This window comes from Phenylobacterium sp., from assembly GCF_030681155.1.
In the GTDB taxonomy this organism is placed as follows: domain Bacteria; phylum Pseudomonadota; class Alphaproteobacteria; order Caulobacterales; family Caulobacteraceae; genus Phenylobacterium.
Genome location: NZ_JAUXXE010000065.1, coordinates 56,157 through 74,106 on the forward strand (window position 1 = coordinate 56,157; position 17,950 = coordinate 74,106).

18 protein-coding genes, 1 tRNA gene and 1 riboswitch are annotated in these 17,950 nt (G+C 66.0%); of the genes, 10 read left to right on the plus strand and 9 right to left on the minus strand.

The genetic code is table 11. The features are described from left to right. Nucleotides 1-13: 13 nt before the first annotated feature. Nucleotides 14-1,525: an OprO/OprP family phosphate-selective porin gene (locus tag Q8M13_RS16415; RefSeq protein WP_305301134.1), complete on the minus strand. Its 1,512-nt coding sequence runs from the start codon at nucleotides 1,523-1,525 to the stop codon at nucleotides 14-16. A gap of 210 nt (nucleotides 1,526-1,735) precedes the next feature. On the opposite strand from Q8M13_RS16415, the gene Q8M13_RS16420 reads away from it, so the two are divergent. Continuing rightward, nucleotides 1,736-3,157 carry a cell wall metabolism sensor histidine kinase WalK gene (locus Q8M13_RS16420; protein ID WP_305301135.1) on the plus strand — a complete coding sequence of 474 codons (1,422 nt, stop codon included), beginning with the start codon at nucleotides 1,736-1,738 and terminating at the stop codon, nucleotides 3,155-3,157. A 76-nt stretch (nucleotides 3,158-3,233) separates the two neighbouring features. On the opposite strand, the gene Q8M13_RS16425 is transcribed toward Q8M13_RS16420, so the two are convergent. From Q8M13_RS16425 to Q8M13_RS16435, 4 genes are all read right to left on the minus strand, one after another. Further along, nucleotides 3,234-3,944, minus strand: coding sequence for a type 1 glutamine amidotransferase domain-containing protein (locus Q8M13_RS16425; protein WP_305301137.1), 711 nt, complete (start codon nucleotides 3,942-3,944; stop codon nucleotides 3,234-3,236). A 265-nt stretch (nucleotides 3,945-4,209) separates the two neighbouring features. After that, nucleotides 4,210-4,629: a GFA family protein gene (locus tag Q8M13_RS21080; RefSeq protein WP_370870085.1), complete on the minus strand. Its 420-nt coding sequence runs from the start codon at nucleotides 4,627-4,629 to the stop codon at nucleotides 4,210-4,212. A 156-nt stretch (nucleotides 4,630-4,785) separates the two neighbouring features. Further along, the gene (locus Q8M13_RS16430; RefSeq protein WP_305301138.1) at nucleotides 4,786-5,208 is read right to left on the minus strand and encodes a hypothetical protein; all 423 of its coding nucleotides are present in this window, start codon (nucleotides 5,206-5,208) and stop codon (nucleotides 4,786-4,788) included. Between the two features lie 4 nt (nucleotides 5,209-5,212). Beyond that, nucleotides 5,213-6,220 carry a L,D-transpeptidase family protein gene (locus Q8M13_RS16435; RefSeq protein WP_305301140.1) on the minus strand — a complete coding sequence of 336 codons (1,008 nt, stop codon included), beginning with the start codon at nucleotides 6,218-6,220 and terminating at the stop codon, nucleotides 5,213-5,215. A 67-nt stretch (nucleotides 6,221-6,287) separates the two neighbouring features. On the opposite strand from Q8M13_RS16435, the gene Q8M13_RS16440 reads away from it, so the two are divergent. The 6 genes from Q8M13_RS16440 (at nucleotide 6,288) to phoB (ending at nucleotide 12,278) form a co-directional block, all read left to right on the plus strand. Further along, on the plus strand, nucleotides 6,288-6,902 hold the full coding sequence (locus Q8M13_RS16440) for a murein L,D-transpeptidase catalytic domain family protein (protein ID WP_305301142.1): 615 nt from the start codon (nucleotides 6,288-6,290) through the stop codon (nucleotides 6,900-6,902). Nucleotides 6,903-7,252: 350 nt separating this feature from the next. Then, nucleotides 7,253-8,695 carry a phosphate ABC transporter permease subunit PstC gene (pstC, locus tag Q8M13_RS16445; protein WP_305301144.1) on the plus strand — a complete coding sequence of 481 codons (1,443 nt, stop codon included), beginning with the start codon at nucleotides 7,253-7,255 and terminating at the stop codon, nucleotides 8,693-8,695. After that, the gene (gene pstA / locus Q8M13_RS16450; RefSeq protein ID WP_305301146.1) at nucleotides 8,688-9,977 is read left to right on the plus strand and encodes a phosphate ABC transporter permease PstA; all 1,290 of its coding nucleotides are present in this window, start codon (nucleotides 8,688-8,690) and stop codon (nucleotides 9,975-9,977) included. The genes pstC and pstA overlap by 8 nt, the downstream gene beginning before the upstream one ends. A gap of 29 nt (nucleotides 9,978-10,006) precedes the next feature. Beyond that, nucleotides 10,007-10,855, plus strand: coding sequence for a phosphate ABC transporter ATP-binding protein PstB (pstB, locus tag Q8M13_RS16455; RefSeq protein ID WP_370870086.1), 849 nt, complete (start codon nucleotides 10,007-10,009; stop codon nucleotides 10,853-10,855). An 11-nt stretch (nucleotides 10,856-10,866) separates the two neighbouring features. Continuing rightward, nucleotides 10,867-11,562, plus strand: a complete 696-nt coding sequence (gene phoU / locus Q8M13_RS16460) for a phosphate signaling complex protein PhoU (protein ID WP_305301147.1) — start codon at nucleotides 10,867-10,869, stop codon at nucleotides 11,560-11,562. 23 nt (nucleotides 11,563-11,585) lie between these two features. Continuing rightward, entirely contained in the window at nucleotides 11,586-12,278 is a 693-nt protein-coding gene (gene phoB / locus Q8M13_RS16465; protein ID WP_304811700.1) for a phosphate regulon transcriptional regulator PhoB, read from the plus strand. Nucleotides 12,279-12,375: 97 nt separating this feature from the next. Here phoB and Q8M13_RS16470 read toward each other — a convergent pair whose 3' ends face one another. Both Q8M13_RS16470 and Q8M13_RS16475 read right to left on the minus strand, forming a co-directional pair. Continuing rightward, the gene (locus Q8M13_RS16470; protein ID WP_305301148.1) at nucleotides 12,376-13,017 is read right to left on the minus strand and encodes an HD domain-containing protein; all 642 of its coding nucleotides are present in this window, start codon (nucleotides 13,015-13,017) and stop codon (nucleotides 12,376-12,378) included. A gap of 127 nt (nucleotides 13,018-13,144) precedes the next feature. After that, the gene (locus Q8M13_RS16475) at nucleotides 13,145-13,669 is read right to left on the minus strand and encodes an FxDxF family PEP-CTERM protein (protein ID WP_305301149.1); all 525 of its coding nucleotides are present in this window, start codon (nucleotides 13,667-13,669) and stop codon (nucleotides 13,145-13,147) included. A 331-nt stretch (nucleotides 13,670-14,000) separates the two neighbouring features. On the opposite strand from Q8M13_RS16475, the gene Q8M13_RS16480 reads away from it, so the two are divergent. After that, nucleotides 14,001-14,075: transfer RNA gene (locus tag Q8M13_RS16480), tRNA-Gly, on the plus strand. Between the two features lie 75 nt (nucleotides 14,076-14,150). On the opposite strand, the gene Q8M13_RS16485 is transcribed toward Q8M13_RS16480, so the two are convergent. Next, nucleotides 14,151-14,912 (minus strand): CatB-related O-acetyltransferase, encoded by a 762-nt coding sequence (locus Q8M13_RS16485; protein ID WP_305301150.1) that lies wholly within the window; start codon nucleotides 14,910-14,912, stop codon nucleotides 14,151-14,153. A 252-nt stretch (nucleotides 14,913-15,164) separates the two neighbouring features. Between Q8M13_RS16485 and Q8M13_RS16490 the strand changes: the two genes are divergently transcribed. Further along, on the plus strand, nucleotides 15,165-16,043 hold the full coding sequence (locus Q8M13_RS16490) for a helix-turn-helix domain-containing protein (protein ID WP_305301151.1): 879 nt from the start codon (nucleotides 15,165-15,167) through the stop codon (nucleotides 16,041-16,043). A gap of 61 nt (nucleotides 16,044-16,104) precedes the next feature. Beyond that, entirely contained in the window at nucleotides 16,105-17,184 is a 1,080-nt protein-coding gene (locus tag Q8M13_RS16495) for a hypothetical protein (protein WP_305301153.1), read from the plus strand. Between the two features lie 20 nt (nucleotides 17,185-17,204). On the opposite strand, the gene cobU is transcribed toward Q8M13_RS16495, so the two are convergent. Beyond that, entirely contained in the window at nucleotides 17,205-17,714 is a 510-nt protein-coding gene (cobU, locus tag Q8M13_RS16500; RefSeq protein ID WP_305301155.1) for a bifunctional adenosylcobinamide kinase/adenosylcobinamide-phosphate guanylyltransferase, read from the minus strand. A 28-nt stretch (nucleotides 17,715-17,742) separates the two neighbouring features. Then, nucleotides 17,743-17,947: riboswitch (cobalamin riboswitch) on the plus strand. The last annotated feature ends 3 nt before the right edge of the window (nucleotides 17,948-17,950 follow it).

Consider the following 17,950-nt stretch of genomic DNA (forward strand, 5'->3'; position numbering starts at 1 on the left):
CGCCCCGCCGTCGTCAGAACGCGTACTGAGTTCGCAGCGAGTAGATGTTGAAGTCCTGGCCGACCTGGGCCCCGGCTGGCGGCGTCGCCGTCCCGGTTCCAAAGGCTGTGCCGCCGGGCGACAGGCGATCGACCGAGACGTCCTGATAGGCCGCCTGGAAGCGCAACACGTTGTTGACGTACCAGTTGAGGCCCACGGTGAAGATCTCCTGCTCGCCACCACGGATGGCCGAGGCGACCGGCGCGGTCCCGGCGGCGCCCGCAAGGTAGTTGAGGTCCAGCTTCGAATAACGCAGGCCGAGCTCCCAGGCTCCCCAGCTTCCCTTCTTCAGATCGAAGGGCTGGGCGGGGCGAGGCGCGTCGAAGGTGCCGGCGCTGTAGCGGCGGGCCTCGCCGGTGATGGTCCAGCCCACCTGGGCGTACCAGCCGGAGAAGTCCGGATCGCTCAACTGCCCCTTACGATCGACGTCGATGTCGAAGTACTCGGTCTGGAGATAAAGGTTCTTCCACTGGGCGCCGAACTCGGCCCCGATGGCGGTCAGGCCGTCGGCGTCGATACTGCCGGTGTCGATCAAGCGCGTGCCGTCAACGCGGATTTCCGGCCGGTCGCGCAGGCGGATGTTGGTGGCGGCGGTTCCGGCCACGTCCGGGCCGCTGGCGGCCGGATTGAACACGATGGAGGTGTTCACCCCGACATGGATCAAGGCGTCGTCGCGGCGGAACGGCACATAGGTCAGGCGGCCGACGAACGAGGTCTGCTCATCGAAGCTTGAGGTGCCGATGACGTTGCCGGTGATGGCCGCGGTGCCGGTCCAGTTGTCGCCGCTGGCGAGCAGGGCGACCGCGGTGCGGCCGTCGCCGCCGGCGATGGCGCGAACCGTCTCGGAGGGCGACGCGCGCTCGACGAACAGCGAGCCGTTGGTGGAGACCGCTTCCTCGAGGCCGGCCGGCGGCGAGAAGGCGCCGATGCGCAGCTTCAGATTGGCGACCGGGAAGCCGTACTGCACCCAGGCGGCGCTGATCTTGCCAGCTTCCTCGTTTCCGGACCCGCCGAAATCATAGAGGAAGTTGTAGTCGAAGGCGCCGAAGGCCTTGCCCTCGATGCCGATACGGGCGCGGCGGAAGTTGGCTCCGTCGGACAGGTCGCGGGCGTGATCATTCTCGGCGGCGTCGCCGAACGAGCCGCGGCGGAAATCGGTCGCCAGCGGGCCGGCGGGGGCCTGGTCGTAGTGAGCGGCGTCCAACTGGAACACACCCCGGAACGAGGCGCTGAATTGTCCGTCATCAGATTCTATGGTCGGCCGACCATTGTTGATCGAGACCTTGGTGGCCGTGGAATCCTTGCGCACCGCGGCGATGTTGTTGGCGGTCGATTGCTTCAGGTCGGCGATCTGGCCCTGCAGCAGCGTCAACTGCTCTTCCAGCAGCTTGATCCGCGCGTCGGTGGCCTCGTCGGCCGCCGCCAGTCCCGGCCAAGCGAATGCGATAGCCGCCGCCCCGGAGATGAGTTTGGTTTTCCACGACATGTGGTCTTGCCCCTCGATTTGTTGGAGTTCGTTACAAACTCGACCGTATGAAGACCCGATAAATCCTATCGGGAAAATGGAGATTGACTTCAAGCGGTCGTAGATTTCCTGACAGCAAGTGTCCGGCGCGGTCTCGCGCTTGGGTCGCTGTCATCGCAGTGACATAAGGGTCGGGCTTGGTCGGAATTTGCAGTTCAGGATAGATTCGCCTTGGCGCTAACCCAGCCGCCCTTTCCCCGCACCTCCCCCGAATGGCTTGTCGCCATCGGTCCCGTCCTGGTCGCGGGCGGCGCTGGCGTGGTGGCGATCCTGGGGTTTGGCTTCCTGGTGCGCGCCGATCCGCAGGCCATCTCATGGATGGTGCTCGTGGCCGCCGGCGTCACCGGTCTTTCGGCATGGCATGTGTTCGAGCGCGTCGGCGCGGCGACGCCCGCGCTCAGCGACGCCGACCGGCCCGCCCACGAGGACGCGCCGCCCTATGGGAGCCTCATCAACGCCCTGCCGGACCCGGTTTTGGTGATCGCCGCACATGAACCAGATGACCTCACAGGGCGACGTTTCGTGCTGGTTAATGAGGCCGCCCGGCAGACCCTTCGGATACAATATGACGCAGGGTTGCTGGTCACGATTATTCGCGACCCGGATGTGCTTGAGGCGGTCGACGAGGCGTTGTTCCGCGGCAAGGAGGCCGAGGCGATCTACGAACTGGGCGGCGCCCAGGAACGGGTGATGCGGGCCTTCGCCAAGCCGCTGGGGACTGCGCCGGACGGGGCGCCCCTGGCCCTGCTGGTGCTTCGCGACGAGACCGACATCCGGCGGGCCGAGCGCACCCGCGCCGACTTCCTGGCCAACGCCAGCCATGAACTGCGCACGCCGCTGGCCTCGCTGTCAGGCTTCATCGAAACCCTGCGCGGCCATGCCAAGGACGACGTGAACGCCCGCGAAAAGTTCCTTAGCATCATGCAGACCCAGGCCGAACGCATGTCGCGCCTGATCGACGACCTGCTTTCGCTCAGCCGCATCGAACTCAACGAACACATTGCGCCTGAGGGCGAGGCCGACCTCTCCATGGCGGTTATGGACGTCCTGGACGCCCTGGGCCCTCTGGCGCGGGATCGCGGGGTTCGGCTGGAGGCCGACGACCTGCCGCCGCGCGGCCAGGTGATCGTCGCCGGCGACCGCGACCAGATTATCCAGGTGGTTCAGAACCTGGTCGACAATGCGCTGAAGTACACGCCCAGGGGCGCGGCGGTGAAGATCTCGCTGCGTTCGGGCCTCTCGGCCTCGGCGGCGGGCGCGCCCGGCGACAGTCGCGCCTCGCGCCTGTCGTTGCTGACGCCGGACCGGGCGAGCGATCTCTATGCGTCATTGCGGGTCACGGACGCCGGCGTCGGCCTGGCCCGCGAGCACCTGCCGCGCCTGACCGAGCGCTTCTACCGGGTCGAGGGACAGAAGAGCGGCGAGCGGGCGGGGACTGGGCTGGGCCTGGCCATCGTCAAGCACATCGTCAATCGCCACCGTGGCGGCCTGGCGGTGGAAAGCGTGCTGGGCGAAGGCGCCACGTTCACCGCCTATTTCCCCCTCGCGCGGGTCGAGGCGCCGCCGGCCGAACCGGCGACGCCGCTCGCCTAGAACTTCGCCGTCAGGGACGCACCGTAGGTGCGGGGCTGGCCCGGGGACGACCCGGACGTCGGCGTTCGTGACCAGCTCACGGGCGGCCCCTAGATATATCCGCTCTGGGTGCCCCGAGCGCCTCCAGAAGGGCTTTCGCGGCGGGGCCAGAGGACGCCGGATTTTGCCCGGTTATCAACAGACCGTCGGTGACCACATGGACGCTCCAGTCCGGCCCCTTCGAGTAGTTCCCGCCGTTCTGCTTGAGCATGTCTTCAACCAAGAAGGGCACGACGTCGGTCAGCCCCACCGCTGCCTCCTCGGTGTTGGTGAATCCAGTCACGGACTTTCCGCGGATGAGCGCCCCACCGTCCGGCCCCTTTACGTGGCGTAGCGCCCCAGGCGCATGGCAGACGACGGCGACTGGCTTTGCGGACGTGATCGCCGATTCGATTAGCCTGATAGAGATCGGATCTTCTGCAAGGTCCCAGAGCGGGCCGTGGCCTCCCGGGTAGAACACCGCGTCATAGGCGGCCAAGTCGATGTCCGACAGCTTGTGGGTGGCGGCCAGGGCCGCCTTGGCCTCGGCGTCTGCATGAAAGCGGCGTGTGTCGTCCGTCTGGGCGTCGGCCGCATCGCTTTTCGGGTCCAGCGGCGGTTGTCCGGCCAGGGGCGACGCCAGGGTGATGTCGGCGCCCGCCGCCTTGAAGACATAATAAGGCGCTGCGAGTTCTTCCAGCCAGAAACCGGTCTTCTCCCCCGTTTCACCGAGCTTGTCGTGGGACGTCAGAACCATCAGAATTTTCATGTCCGGTCTCCATGGGACGGATCACGCTAACGCGCCCAAACGCATATGGGGACCAAGCCGAGATGTAAGCGTCGCGGGGGAGTCCTCCCGGCTGGGGTCCGCCAAGGTTCGCCGCCGTCCGGCTGTTGCGGATCACCGCACCTGTGTCCGCCCCGACCCATCCGACCTGCGGGGAATCGCCGCTGTCGGCCAAGACGGCTGCGGCACAGTCAACGGCGAGTTGGTGGCAGGATGCCGGCGACGGGAGGTGACCCAACGCGGACACTTACGATGGGGACCGTGGAGGAGCGGAAGGCATGTCATCGAACACTGTGCAGCCCTCCGGGTACGCAACCCAAGGCATGCTCTGTGCGCAGCGTACCGCGATTGTGGGAGTAGGCAGGGTCGGATCGGCGAAGCAGCCTCCGGCAAACCCGGTCTGGCCGGGCCTCCACGCGCCGAACGACCTCCAATAGATGGTTGAACCGCATGTCGAGCAGAACCAGCGCTTGCCGAAGCCTTCGAGAACCGCCAGCGGACCTTCCACCCTCCTAATCTGCTCATCGTGGAAGTAGACGGACCAACCGAACGGAGCGCCTGTGCGCCGTTTACAGTTGTCGCAACTGCAAAGGCCGCTGCTGACCGGTTCGCCCTCAACCTCAACTTCGCAAGCGCGACACGCACATTGCGCCGTCCGGATGGTCATCGCCGCCCCCTCTCGTTTCAGCAGATACCAACATGGTGAGAGTAGCAGCAGAAGATCAAACTCGGCGCGCGGCTAAGGTCCCCTTTCCACTCTCGGAATCTCCAGCGGCCCGCTATTGGACCTGCCAACTACGCCGATCAGATATATCTTGTGGTCTTAGCGCGGCATCGGGATGGTTCTAATTTGGGGCGAGGGCGTAGGGCCCTGAGGGCCATCCACGATAGGCCCGAGCTGTCGCAGTCGCTCCAGATAGGCATCCAGGATGCAGGCCTTGGCATCGGCCCTTTGCGCGCAGAGGCGGCTGGCCCGGTACCATTGGTCGTGGCTGATCGGGAGATCTGGGACGGCGCCCGGCGCTGCGATCCGCGCGGCGAGGGCCGCGTTCAAATGCGCCAGTTCGAGATCCTCGCAGATCAGCGAATCTATGGCGTAGACGGGCGTAGCCCTGCAGTCGGTGGTGGCCGCCCCCCAGTTCGGCGGCGGGGGCGCGGCGTTGGCCTGCTGGCCGAGCAAGCCAAACCCGCAGGCTTGAGCGGCGATGGCGAACGCTAGATCGCGGAAGGATGCGCGGGTGATCATCCGGCTATGGCTGGGGAATGACGGCGTCGATCACCGTCAGCTTTCGTCCCGTCACGTCCTCTCCGACGCTGGACTGGGTCACCAGTATGGTGACGCCGGGCTGCACCAGCGGGCGGACCGCTTGGTAGAAGCCCTTGGGCACCCGCACGCGCTCGATCGTGGCCTGATCCAGCTCGCGGCCCTGATCGGCGTCATGGCCGGGCAGGCCCATATAGACGAAGTGCGGCTTTCCATCCGCGCCGCGGGTTACGCTGATCACGTGCGTGCCGGGATCGTCATCGTCGATCTGCGCCACGCTGCGACCGATTTCTACCCCATTGCGCATCACCACGATCGCCTGGTCCTGCTTGGAGACGATGATGTTCAGCGGGCCGGAAGGGGAGAGCTCTGGCGTCCACCGAAACGGCTCCTTATCCAACTTGCGCTGCGCCGCCGCCGCGCCGCGAGCGTCGACCGGGGCGAGCAGGCTCTGGTTGGTCGTCTGCACGCGACCGGCCGCATCGCCGGCGATCACCACCGTTACGCCAAGGCTGGTGACCGCGAAAAGCTCACGCGAGAATTCCAGCGGCAGGTGAACGCATCCGTGGCTCTCCGGAAACCCGGGAAGCCCGCCGGCATGGAGCGCGATCCCATCCCAGGTCAGCCGCTCCTGAAACGGCATCGGCGCGTTGTTGTAGATGCTCGAGCGGTGGGTCGCGTCCTTCTGCAGGATCGTGAACACCCCGGTCGGGGTCTCGTGACCCGGCTTGCCGGTGGAGACGGTGCTGACCCCGATCCGCACGCCGTTGCGGTAGACGCTGGCTAGCTGCCGCGACAAGTCGACATATATCAGGACCGGTCCAGCTTGAGCCACATTGGGAGCCCAGACCCACTGGCCAGGTTTGAGCTGGTCCGCCTGACGGGCGAACTCTGCGGCGGAACTGGCCTTGGCCCCCTGGGCGTTGGCGTCACCCGCGTAGAAGGCGAGCGCCAGGCAAAGCGTAAGCAGCGGCAGTTTGGGGCGGCTTGGCATGGTCTCCGACGCAGCTGATGGACTTGGAAGGGCCTACGCCCCGCCGGGAAATTCTAGGAGTCAGGGCTTGGACGCAACGTTTTCCCGCCGCCGGGTTTTGGCCGCGGCCCTGGTCGGCAGCGCCGGCGTCGTCGCGCCGCGCCTTGCGAGGGCCGCCGCTTCGCCGGCCGGTCCAAGTTCGGCCCTGATGGCGCGCGCCATGTCCGCGTTTGACCGCCACCCCGGCGCCTTCACCCGAGATCTGATCGCCATCGCCGACTTCGACGCCGCTTCGTCGGTTCCGCGCTTCCACCTGGTGAACCTCGTGAGCGGCGGCGTCACCAGCCTGCTTGTGGCGCATGGGCGAGGATCAGATCCCGATCACAGCGGCTGGGTGAAGCGCCTGTCCAACGCGCCGGGCTCGGCCGCTTCGTCGGCCGGCGCCTACAGGACCGGACCGCTCTATGTCGGCAAGCACGGACAATCGCGACGCATCGCCGGTCTTGACCCCACCAACAACAATGCCGAACCTCGCGCGATCGTGGTCCACGGCGCATGGTACGTCAGCCAGGGCATGGTGAGGGATCACGGCAAGCTGGGGCGCAGCGAGGGCTGCTTCGCGGTCGCCGAGAACGTTCTTCCAGAAGTTCTGGCGCGGCTGGGCGAAGGACGTCTGATCTACGCCGACCGACTGCGCGCCTAGGGCGTCTAACTGCCCAGCCTCGCATTCGCAGTTCCGAGCCCGATGGTTTGTCGCACCTGGCCTGCAAGGTCACCTCTGCGCCAGCGCGGCCGTGAGGTCGGCTGAACGCCTCGCTATCTGTTGTTCCAATTCGGAAAAATCCGGCGCGGAGTATCGCTGGAAGAAGCCATCCTCAGGCTGGAGGCCTGCCAACATCGCTCCAAACCTCCAGGCTGGACCTGCGCTGTAATAAAACTGTCACCGAACTGTCGCGAGCCGACAGCATTAGGCAGGCAATTTCCGGCCTGCGCGGTCAGGGGGTCCTTGAAAGGGTCTCCGAACGTCCGGGCGAAGACAAGCACGGAAGCCTGATGCTCATCTGGATCGCCCTTACGGCGCTGTTGTTGTTCTCAGCCGCCACCTACATGGCCGCCCGGCGCAAGGCTGTGGCCGCCACGGGTGGCAAGCCCGTCCTCCTGCACTCGCTGCCCGGTTACTATGGCAGCTATGCAGCGCTCTGGGTCGGCGCCCCCGCCGCCCTGCTGATCTTGTTGTTCGCCATGTTCGGCGGCCGGATGGAGGAGGCGCTGTTGCGCGCCGATCCGCCCGCGGCGGTCCAGGCGCTGACCGCCCCGCAGCAGGACGTCTTCTTCGACGACGCCCGCGCCATCGCCCACGGCGGCCAGCCTAGCGAGACCATTTACGAAGGCGATCTGAAGACCGCCCTGGACGCCAAGGCGGCCAAGGCCGCTCACCTGCAGAACCTCATCCAGTACGGCTCGGTGGCGCTCGGCGCCCTTTTGGCCCTGGCTGGGATCATGATCGCCTATCCGCGCATCGGCCCGCAGTTCCGCGCCCGCAACAAGGTGGAAGGCTGGATCGCCGGCCTGTTCATCGCCTGCTCCGTCACCGCCATCCTGACCACGGCGGGCATTGTCGCCTCGTTGGTCTGGGAAAGCTGGCGCTTCTTCCAGGCCGTGCCGATCCACGAGTTCCTGTTCGGGATGGAGTGGAACCCCCAGATCGCCATGCGCGCCGACCAGTACGCCGGCACCGGCGCCTTCGGGGCGGTCCCGCTCTTCGTCGGCACTTTCCTGATCATGATGATCGCCATGCTGGTGGCGGCGCCGATCGGTCTCTACTCGGCTATCTACCTCTCCGAATACGCCAGCCCGCTGACCCGCTCGGTGGTCAAGCCGCTGCTGGAGATTCTCGCCGGCGTCCCTACGGTGGTCTACGGCTTCTTCGCCGCCCTGACGGTCGGGCCGATCTTCCGCTCCTTCTTCAACTGGATTGGGGCGCAGCTGGTCGGCGGGTCGTTCGACGGCCTGGGCCAATACCTGATGCAGGTCCAAAACCAGATGGCGCTGGTGGCCGGGGCGGTCATGGGGATCATGCTGATCCCCTTCGTTTCCTCGCTGTCCGACGACATCATCAACGCCGTGCCCCAGTCGCTGCGCGACGGCAGCCTGGCGATGGGCGCGACGCGCTCCGAGACGGTCAAGAAGGTGGTCCTGCCCGCCGCCCTGCCGGGGATCATGGCTGCTCTGCTGCTGGCGGTGTCCCGCGCGGTGGGCGAGACCATGATCGTCACCATGGCCGCCGGCCTGCAGGCCAAGACCACGCTCAATCCGCTCGACACCGTCACGACGGTGACCGTTCAGATCGTCACCCTGCTCACCGGCGACCAAGAGTTCGACAGCCCCAAGACCCTGTCGGCCTTCGGCCTGGGGCTCACCCTCTTCGTGGTGACCTTGATGCTCAACATCATCGCCCTGCGCATCGTGCAAAAGTATCGGGAACAGTATGACTGACGCCGCCATCCCGACCGCCGCGAGCCTGCGCCAGACCGTCGAGGCGCGCCTGAAGAAGCGCCACGCCCAGGAGATGCGGTTCCGCCTCTATGGCCGCATGGCCATCATCGTGGCGCTCTGCTTCCTGGCGCTCCTGCTCGGCCGGATCGTCACTCAGGGCTATTCGACCTTCGTCGACTATCGGATCGCGGTCCCGGTCTATCTGGACCCCGCGCGCATCGATAAGGCCGACCCGACCGGCGCCAACTACGACATGCTGGTCGCGCAATCGATCCTGACCAAGCTAGGCGAGCAGGACGACGACCTTGGTGAGAAGTCCGGCAAGGTCATGGAAATCATGTCCAACGACCTAGGCTTCCAGCTGCTCAAGATGGTCCGCGAGGATCCATCGCTGATCGGCAAGACCATCACTGTCACCGGCCCGGTCAAGTCTGACGCTGCTCTCTATTTCAAGGGCCAGATCAAGCGCTCGACGCCGCAAGACAGCCGCAAGCTGGACGACCAGCAGCTCGACTGGATGGACAAGCTCAAGGCTTCGGGCGCGGTCACCAGCGGCTTCAATGTCAGCTTCCTGACCAACTCCGACTCCACCGAGCCTGAGCAGGCCGGGGTGCTCGGCGCCATCGTCGGCTCGGCGATGATGCTGCTGGTCACCGCCGTTCTGGCGGTCCCGATCGGGGTGCTGGCTGCGACCTATCTTGAGGAGTTTGCGCCCAAGAACCGCTGGACGGACATCATCGAGGTCAACATCAACAACCTCGCGGCCGTGCCTTCCATCGTCTACGGCCTGCTGGGCCTGGCGGTGTTCAGCAACTGGCTGGCCGTGCCGCGCTCCTCGCCGTTGCTGGGTGGGCTGGTGCTGGCCCTGATGGCTCTGCCGACCATCATCATCGCCACCCGCTCGGCGCTGAAGGCGGTTCCGCCCTCGATCCGGGAAGCGGCGCTCGGCGTCGGCGCCTCGCGCACCCAGACCGTCTTCCACCATGTCCTGCCGCTGGCCATGCCCGGCGTGATGACCGGCGCGATCCTGTCGCTCGCCCACGCGCTGGGCGAGACGGCGCCGCTGCTGATGATCGGCATGATCTCCTTCGTCCCTGGCGTGCCGGAAGGTTTCACCGGCGCCGCCACCGTCCTGCCCGTCCAGGTGTTCATCTGGGAAAACGCGTCCGAACGCGGCTTCCACGAGCGCACCGCCGCGGCGATCATCGTGCTGCTGGTGTTCATGATCATCATGAACCTGGCCGCCATTCTAGTGAGGCGCCGCTTCGAGCGGCGGTGGTAGTCTCCATGCGCCTGATCCCGAGGTTCTCCATGCCAAGCCAGCGCGACGACTCGATCGCCCACGACACGGTCGCCCCTGTACACATCGCGGTCGATCGCGCTCACGCCAGCCAGCCAGCCGGCCCGATCAAGATCCGCGCTCGCGACGTCAACGTCTTCTACGGCGACAAGCAGGCTCTGTTCGACGTCTCGCTAGACGTGCCGGAAAACTCCGTCACCGCCCTGATCGGCCCGTCGGGCTGCGGCAAGTCGACCTTCCTGCGCTCGATCAACCGGATGAACGACACCATCCCCGGCTGCAAGGTCACCGGCCGGATCGAGCTGGACGGCGAAGACGTCAACGACCGGTCCATCGACCCCGTCGTGCTGCGCGCCCGGGTCGGCATGGTGTTCCAGAAGCCGAACCCGTTCCCGAAGACCATCTTCGAGAACGTCGCCTACGGCCCGCGCATCCACGGCATCGCCACCGGCAAGGCCGAGCTTGAAGAGATCGTCGAACGCTCTCTGAAGCGCGCCGGCCTCTGGGCCGAGGTCGCCGATCGCCTGCACCAGCCCGGCACCGGACTTTCCGGCGGTCAGCAGCAGCGCCTGGTTATCGCCCGCGCCATCGCGGTCAGCCCTGAAGTAATCCTGATGGACGAGCCCTGCTCGGCGCTGGACCCTATCGCCACGGCGCGGATCGAAGAGCTGATCGACGAACTGCGCAACCAGTACTGCATCGTGATCGTGACCCACTCCATGGCCCAGGCCGCGCGGGTGTCGCAGAAGACCGCCTTCTTCCACCTCGGCAAGCTGGTCGAGGCCGGCCCCACCGGCGAGATCTTCACCAATCCGCGCGACAGCCGCACCCAAGACTACATCACCGGCCGGTTCGGCTAAGGGCGAGCGACATGAACGAGCACATCGTCAAATCCTACGAAGACGAGCTGAACACGCTCACCGCCGACTGCGCCCGCATGGGCGGCCTGACCGAGGCCCAGGTTGGCGACGCCATCGACGCGGTCGTCAAGCGTGACCAGGGCCTGGCCCAGGCCGTGGTCGGCCGTGACGAGCGGCTGGACGTCCTGGAAGTGGATATTGAGCGCAAGGCCATCCGCCTGATCGCGCTGCGCCAGCCGATGGCCAACGACCTGCGCAAGACGGTGGCGGCGATGAAGATCGCCTCCAACCTGGAACGCTGCGGCGACTTGGCCAAGAACATCGCCAAGCGCACCCTGGTGCTGAACGAGGCCGAACCGATCACGCCGCTGACCCGCTCGATCGAGCGGATGGGGCGGCTGGTGCTGGGCCGGCTGAAGGACGTGCTGGACGCCTATACCGGCTCGGATCTGGATCGCGCGGTCGCCGTCTGGTCTCGCGACGACGAGGTGGACGAACACTACAACAGCCTGTTCCGCGAATTGCTGACCTACATGATGGGCGATCCGCGTACGATCACGGCCTGCGCCCATCTGCTGTTCGTGGCCAAGAACCTCGAGCGCATCGGCGACCACGCCACCAACATCGCCGAGATCATCCACTACGAAATCACCGGCGAGGACATGATCTCCGCCGACCGGCCGAAGACCGATGCGCTGCGCCTCTAGCGCGCCGCCCGAGGAGTAGCGATTTGACGCCCCATATCCTGGTGGTCGAGGACGAAGACGCCCTCTCGACCCTGCTGCAATACAATCTCGACAAGGAAGGCTACGAGGTCGCCGTCGCCGCCGACGGCGAGGAGGCCCTGACCCTGGTCTCCGAGCGCTTGCCCGACATCATCGTGCTCGACTGGATGCTGCCAAAGATCTCCGGGATTGAGGTCTGCCGCCGCCTGCGCCAGCGCGCCGAGAGCCGCAACGTGCCGATCATCATGCTGACCGCGCGCGGGGAGGAGAGCGACCGGATCCGCGGCCTCGACACCGGGGCCGACGACTACATCGTCAAGCCGTTCGCCATGAGCGAGCTGTCGGCCCGCATTCGCGCGGTGCTGCGCCGGATCCGTCCGGGCCTGGCCGAGGACCGCGTACACATCGGCGACCTGGTCATCGACCGCGTCGCCCACCGCGTGAAGCGGGCGGGCAAGGAAATCCACCTCGGCCCGACCGAGTTTCGTCTGCTGGACTATCTGATGCAGCACCCCGGCCGGGTGTTCAGCCGCGAGCAGTTGCTGGACGCGGTCTGGGGCTCGGACGTATATGTCGAGGCCCGCACGGTCGATGTCCACGTTGGCCGGCTGCGCAAGGCGCTGAACCGCGAGGACGCCATGGCCGACCCGATCCGCACCGTGCGCTCGGCGGGCTATTCGCTGGATATGGACGCCTAGGGAAGCCGTCGTACCTCCCCCCACGTTCGTCATCCCCGGGCTTGTCCCGGGGGATCCATACACGCGAGCCGTTCAGGGAAAACTTCGACTGCGGAGTCTATGGATGGCCGGCACGAGGCCGGCCATGACGAGCAGGCGAGCGGGGGCCTCTAAGCCGCCTCGCGCTTGTAGATCGATCGCTTCGGCGAGGCGAGCACCCGGCCAGCATCGGCTCGAAGGCTTCCAGCGGCATCGATTCATAGGCCGGATCGAAGCTGTTCTGGTCGTACAGATGGCAGAACTGCGCGGTGTATTCGAAGTCCGGATGGCCGCGGAACTGCTCGCGCATGTCGCGGTCCAGGCCCAGGTGGTGGAAGAAATAGTACCCCTGGAAGATGCCGTGCTTGTCCATCATCCAGTAGTTCCGTTCCGAAACGTACGGCTTCATGATGATGGCGCCGATCTCGGCATGATTGGACGGGCCTAGCAAGTCGCCGATGTCGTGCATCAGCGCGCAGACGACATACTCCTCGTCCTTGTCGTCCTTGAAGGCCCGCGTGGCGGTCTGCAGGGAATGCTCCAGCCTATCGACCGGGTAGCCGCCGCTATCGCCGGCCAGCATCTTCAGGTGGCTGATAAGCCGGTCAGGAAGTTCGCGGCTGAACGGGCCCGCGGCCTTCACGATGGCCATCCAGTCTTCCTGGGTGCCCTCGGTCATGGCGGTGAACTGCGCCTGCGATAGAGCCTCGCCGTCGGCCATGGCCGTCTCCCTAACGTTGTTTTCCCTATCGTGCGGTTATCGCGCGGCGAGGTCAACGAAGGGGCGGCCCAACAAAAAGGCCCGCCAGCATGGCTGACGGGCCTGATCGCTTAGATGAGATCAGATCTTAGGCGAACGCGACCGAGTCGTCGCGACGACGGCGACGGATCGCCACGCCAGCGCCCGTGAAGCCGATGATCATCATCGCCCAGGTCGCCGGTTCCGGAACGGCCGAGCCGAAGGTCAGCGTGCCGCTGTAGGAGCCGTTACCGCCGCTCCAGCCCGTCACTTCGAGCTTTTGAGGGCCGCCGGTGATCGGGGTGTTGAACAGCGAGCGGAACTCGACGTTGCCGGCCGACACCAGATCGAGAGCCACACCGTTCAGCTTCACTGAAGTGAAGTTGATGTCGGTCGACGGAGCGCCGAGCGTCAGGATCGAGCTGATCGTCGCGCCGCCAGCGCCGTTCGCCGGGAAGACGAAGTCGAAGATATGAGAGAAATTGCCGCCGGCGACGGCGGTGTCACCGAAGACGCCCGTGACGGAACCATCGGCCTGGGGGGCGGTGACGGTGATGTATTGAGCGGCGTTGGCGGCCGGAGCGGCGGCCAACATCGAAACGGCCAAGGCCGCCCCAACTAGAAGCTTCTTCAATTTACTACTCCAGCTTTTTGACCATGCTCCAGCAATCAAAAATTGAGTGTGCCGGAACGGTACTATCGGAGAGCGCAATAAAGCTGGGGCTTAACGATCGCGCAACCATGTTCCCGCAGTGCGGGAGTCTTAAATTGTAAATTGTGCTGAAACCGGGTGGATCGTGGTTAAAATGTCCCTGTTTTGGGGAATTTGAGGCCGCGCGCTTATGTTGCAATGCACTCAAAGCAACCGGGGGTCGATTCCTCGCCCGCCCTTGAGCGCCGCACCAGGACTCGCTAAGAAGCAGCGTGCGAACGCGCCGACCCGTCGGCGACCCCCCTTCACACATGCGGGCGTAGCTCAGGGGTAGAGCGTCAGCTTCCCAAGCTGAATGTCGTGGGTTCGAATCCCATCGCCCGCTCCAACCTCCTAGATCATCTTATCGCTTCCGGACTGGCTCGCCCTACGTTCCAGCGTGCCCTATTCGCTCCGGCCCTGGTCACTCGCGTCTACTTGCCTCGACAATTTCCGCGAAGGTGAGGGGGCGCAGATCGAGCGCGGTGGGGAGTTCGGCCTCTGCGGCGTCCAGGAAGCGATCAAGGTCAAGCGGATCCAAGCGCTGGATCACTTCGGGTCCAAAGCGCCACCATTGCAGCGCGAGCAGCCTGGCGATGGTGGCTTCCGGGAAGCGAAAGCGGACGGTGCGGGCGGGGGACCCCACCACGATCGCATAGGGCGGGACGTCCTTGGTCACCACGCTTCTGGCGCCAATGACCGCGCCATGTCCGACGACGACGCCACCTGCGATCATCGCCTGAGCGCCGATCCACACATCGTGGCCGATGGTGACGGGCGCAGGGCGGTGTTCGAAGGGGAAGCTCGGATAGTCGGTGATTCCGTAGTCCGCGAGGTAGCCAGAGATGAAGCGCAGGGCGCTCTGGGGTGGATCGAAGGTCGTCGGCGAACTCGTGACCCTGTCGAGCGGATGGGCCGCCCCAAAGAAGCTCAGGCCCGCCGCAATCGAACAGTACCGGCCGACCGACACGTCCGATTGCAAACTTGAGTGGGTATACGAGAACGCGCCGACGGCTTTCGGAATGACATCGCCACTGGCGAAAGTGACGTAGGGCTCGATCTCGCAACGCTCATCGACGCCGATCTGCTGACCTACTCGCCACCGTTCACCAGCGTGGACGCGATGATAGATGCGCCGCGCGGTGAATAGATCGAGCAGGGGGCGAGTAATCCTTACGGCTCTCATAGCTCTCCAGGCGGGTGTGGCTTGGTGACCCTCCCGTCTTTTGCCTGCGTCAAACGTCCTCGCCAAGAGGCCGCGCCCGGGTCGGCGCGATCGTGGCGGCGACGGCGTGGCTGAGGTCCAAGTGGATCGACAATTCCAATGATCCAATCGACGTCGCCCGTCTTGCGGCCCATGCTGAGGTCATTCGACACGCGGCCTTGGGGGCGGGCGTCTCGGCGGGGCGTGGACGGGTTGGACGACTCCTCACCATCTGTGCGTTTCCGGCTGCCGGACCCGGCCCTGAAGCGTTTCATCACCGCCTACTATTTCGTCGAGGTTCCGGCCGGGCCTGCGGGCGCGGTGGAAGATCTGCTGCATCCGGAGTGGGCCAATATTCGCTTCGTCCTGAACGGCCATTGGTCGCTGCGGCTTGACGGCCAACTCTATGACCCCGCCCCCCCGGCGGCGTTGTTCGGCCCTACCAGCGTCACCGGAACCGTGCGGGGCCAGGCTGGAACCGTGCTGGGGATCGGGCTGTTGCCGCTGGGCTGGGCGCAGTTTTTCAAGGCGCCCGCCGCCGAGTACGCAGATCGCGTCGCGCCCCTGGCCCAGGTGCTCGGCGAGCGCGCGCAGGAAACCCATGAGGCGTTGCTCAGCGCCGGCGACGACGACGCGCGCGTCGCGATCCTGGACGCCCTGTTCACCGCGATGGCCAGCGCCGGCGGCGCGCCGGACGCCATCCTCGTGCGGGCTCACGACCTGCTGGTCGACCCCACGATGGGCTCAGTCGACGCCCTGGCCCAGGCGCTTGGCGTCTCGTCTCGCCACTTGGCGCGGTTGTCGCTCCGCAAGTTCGGCTTTGCGCCAAAACTGCTGCTGCGCCGCCAGCGGTTCCTGCGCACCTTGCAGGAGCTTCGCGCTCATCCGGGCGAAGGTTGGGCCAGCCTGATCGACGCCTGGTACTATGACCAGTCCCACTTCGTGCGCGACTTTCACCGCTTCATGGGCATGTCGCCCTCGGCCTATTTCGCCCTGCCGCACCGATTGCTGGGGCCCGCGGCGCGCGCGCGGATGGCCGCGCTCGGCGCATCGCTCCAGGGCTTGCACGCCGCGCAGGCCGACGGGTCCGTTTTGTCCAATTCAGCGGAGTAGGCGTCCCATAGGCTCTGCCGCTCGGCGTCATGACCGGCGCCTTCGGGGGAGGGTGACAACAATGGGGCCGAAACTTCAGGGCGGCTTGGTCGCGACGTTCTTGGGTTTGCTGCTGGCTTGCGCTGGAACAAGCCAGGCGTACGCGGCCAAGCCGCTCATCAATCTGGGGCCCAAGAGCGCGCCGGTGAGCGAGCCGGTCTCGTTCGGCGCCGGGGACGACCTGTCAGGCCAGAGCGGCGTGCTGATCTGGCAGAACGAGCGCGAGGCCGCGCGTGGTCTTCGCCAGGTGGTGATCCCCTCTTTCCAGGTCGAGTTCGTCACCAATTCCGGCGCGACGTCGACGGGGTCGGGCCTGTCGCAATCCCAGGTCAGCTACACCCTGAACGGTCCAAGCCCGCAGGACATGCAGGCGATCACCGACGCCTACTACGCCAAGTTCGTCGCCGAGCTGGAGGCAACCGGTGTCAAGGTCATCACATTGGACGAGGCGATGGCGCGCAGTCCTGGCCTCGTGCGGCTGATGAACATGGCCAAGCCGGCGCCGTATGTGCGCGGCAAGGCCAATCGCAGCGCCTTCTATTCACCGCCGGGCATGAAGTTCTACTTCACCCCCAATGACGGTCGCGCCAAGGGGTTCGGCGACACCATGACCACCACCGGCTCGCAGGTGCCCGAGGAGATGGCCATGCGTGAGCTGGACGCCGGGGTCATGGGCGTCCGCATGGTGGTGGACTTCGCTGAAATCCAGGCGCGTGGGCGCGGGGTGCTGGGCATGCGCCCGATGACCGCCAAGGTGACCAGCAAGGCCAATGTCGCCCTGCTGCCGACCGACACCCAGCTATGGGTGATCACGCCGAAAGCTAAGTCGACGCCGATGGATCTGGGCCACCGGCTTCGCTACGCCCTGACCGGCGCGGTGGTGATGCCGGGCAGCGTGATTTCCGCCAGCGACACCACCACCGGCGCCAGCAAGATGGGCGACGCTGTCGGCAGCGCCATCGGCGTATTGGCTGGCGTGGGCGGAACCAAGACCCGCACCTATGAGGTGACGGTCGATCCGACCCTTTGGCGCCTGGACGTCTCGGCGGCGATGGAACAGGTCGGGGCCCTGATGATCGCTCGGTTGAAGCAGGACCTCTGACGAGGCCAGCCGCCGGAGGGTCAGCCCTTCAGCGGCAGCGGCAGGCCGGCCATGACCGCCTCAACCCGGTCGGCCGCCGCGGCCACCTTTTGGTGCATCCACCCGGCCTCGTCGCGGAAGCGGCGGGCCAGGGCGTTGTCGGGCACGATGCCCTGGCCGACCTCGTTCGAAATCACCACCAGGGCGGCCGGGCTCTGGGCCAGTGCGTCGACCAGGTCGGCCACGACTAGGCCGATGTCGGCCTCCGCCAGCATCTGGTTGGTCAGCCATAGAGTCAGGCAGTCGATCACCGCCACGTCGCCGGCGGCCAGTCCCCGCACCGCGCCGGCCAGGTCCAGCGGCGCCTCGATCGTGGTCCAGGCCTCGTCCCGCTCGGCCTGGTGGCGGGCGATGCGCTGCGCCATCTCGGCGTCCAGCGCCTGGGCCGTGGCGATCATGATCAGCCGCCCTTGGGAAAGCTCCCTCGCGCGCGCCAAGGCATGGCTGGTCTTGCCCGATCGGGCGCCGCCCAGGATGAAGGTCAGGCTCATCGGGATTGACGCTCCGCATGGCAAAGCCTAGTGGGGCCTCGCGACAGGTTCCCCGCAAGGGGATTAATAGGGAACTCAGGTGAGACACCTGGGCTGCCCCCGCAACTGTAAGCGGCGAGCCCGCGCGTCATAAGCCACTGGACGATGGTCGTAAAAGACCGGGTTCTGGGAAGGCGGCGCGCACCGGCTGTGACCCGTGAGCCAGGAGACCTGCCTGACGCAGTCGTCCTTCGGAC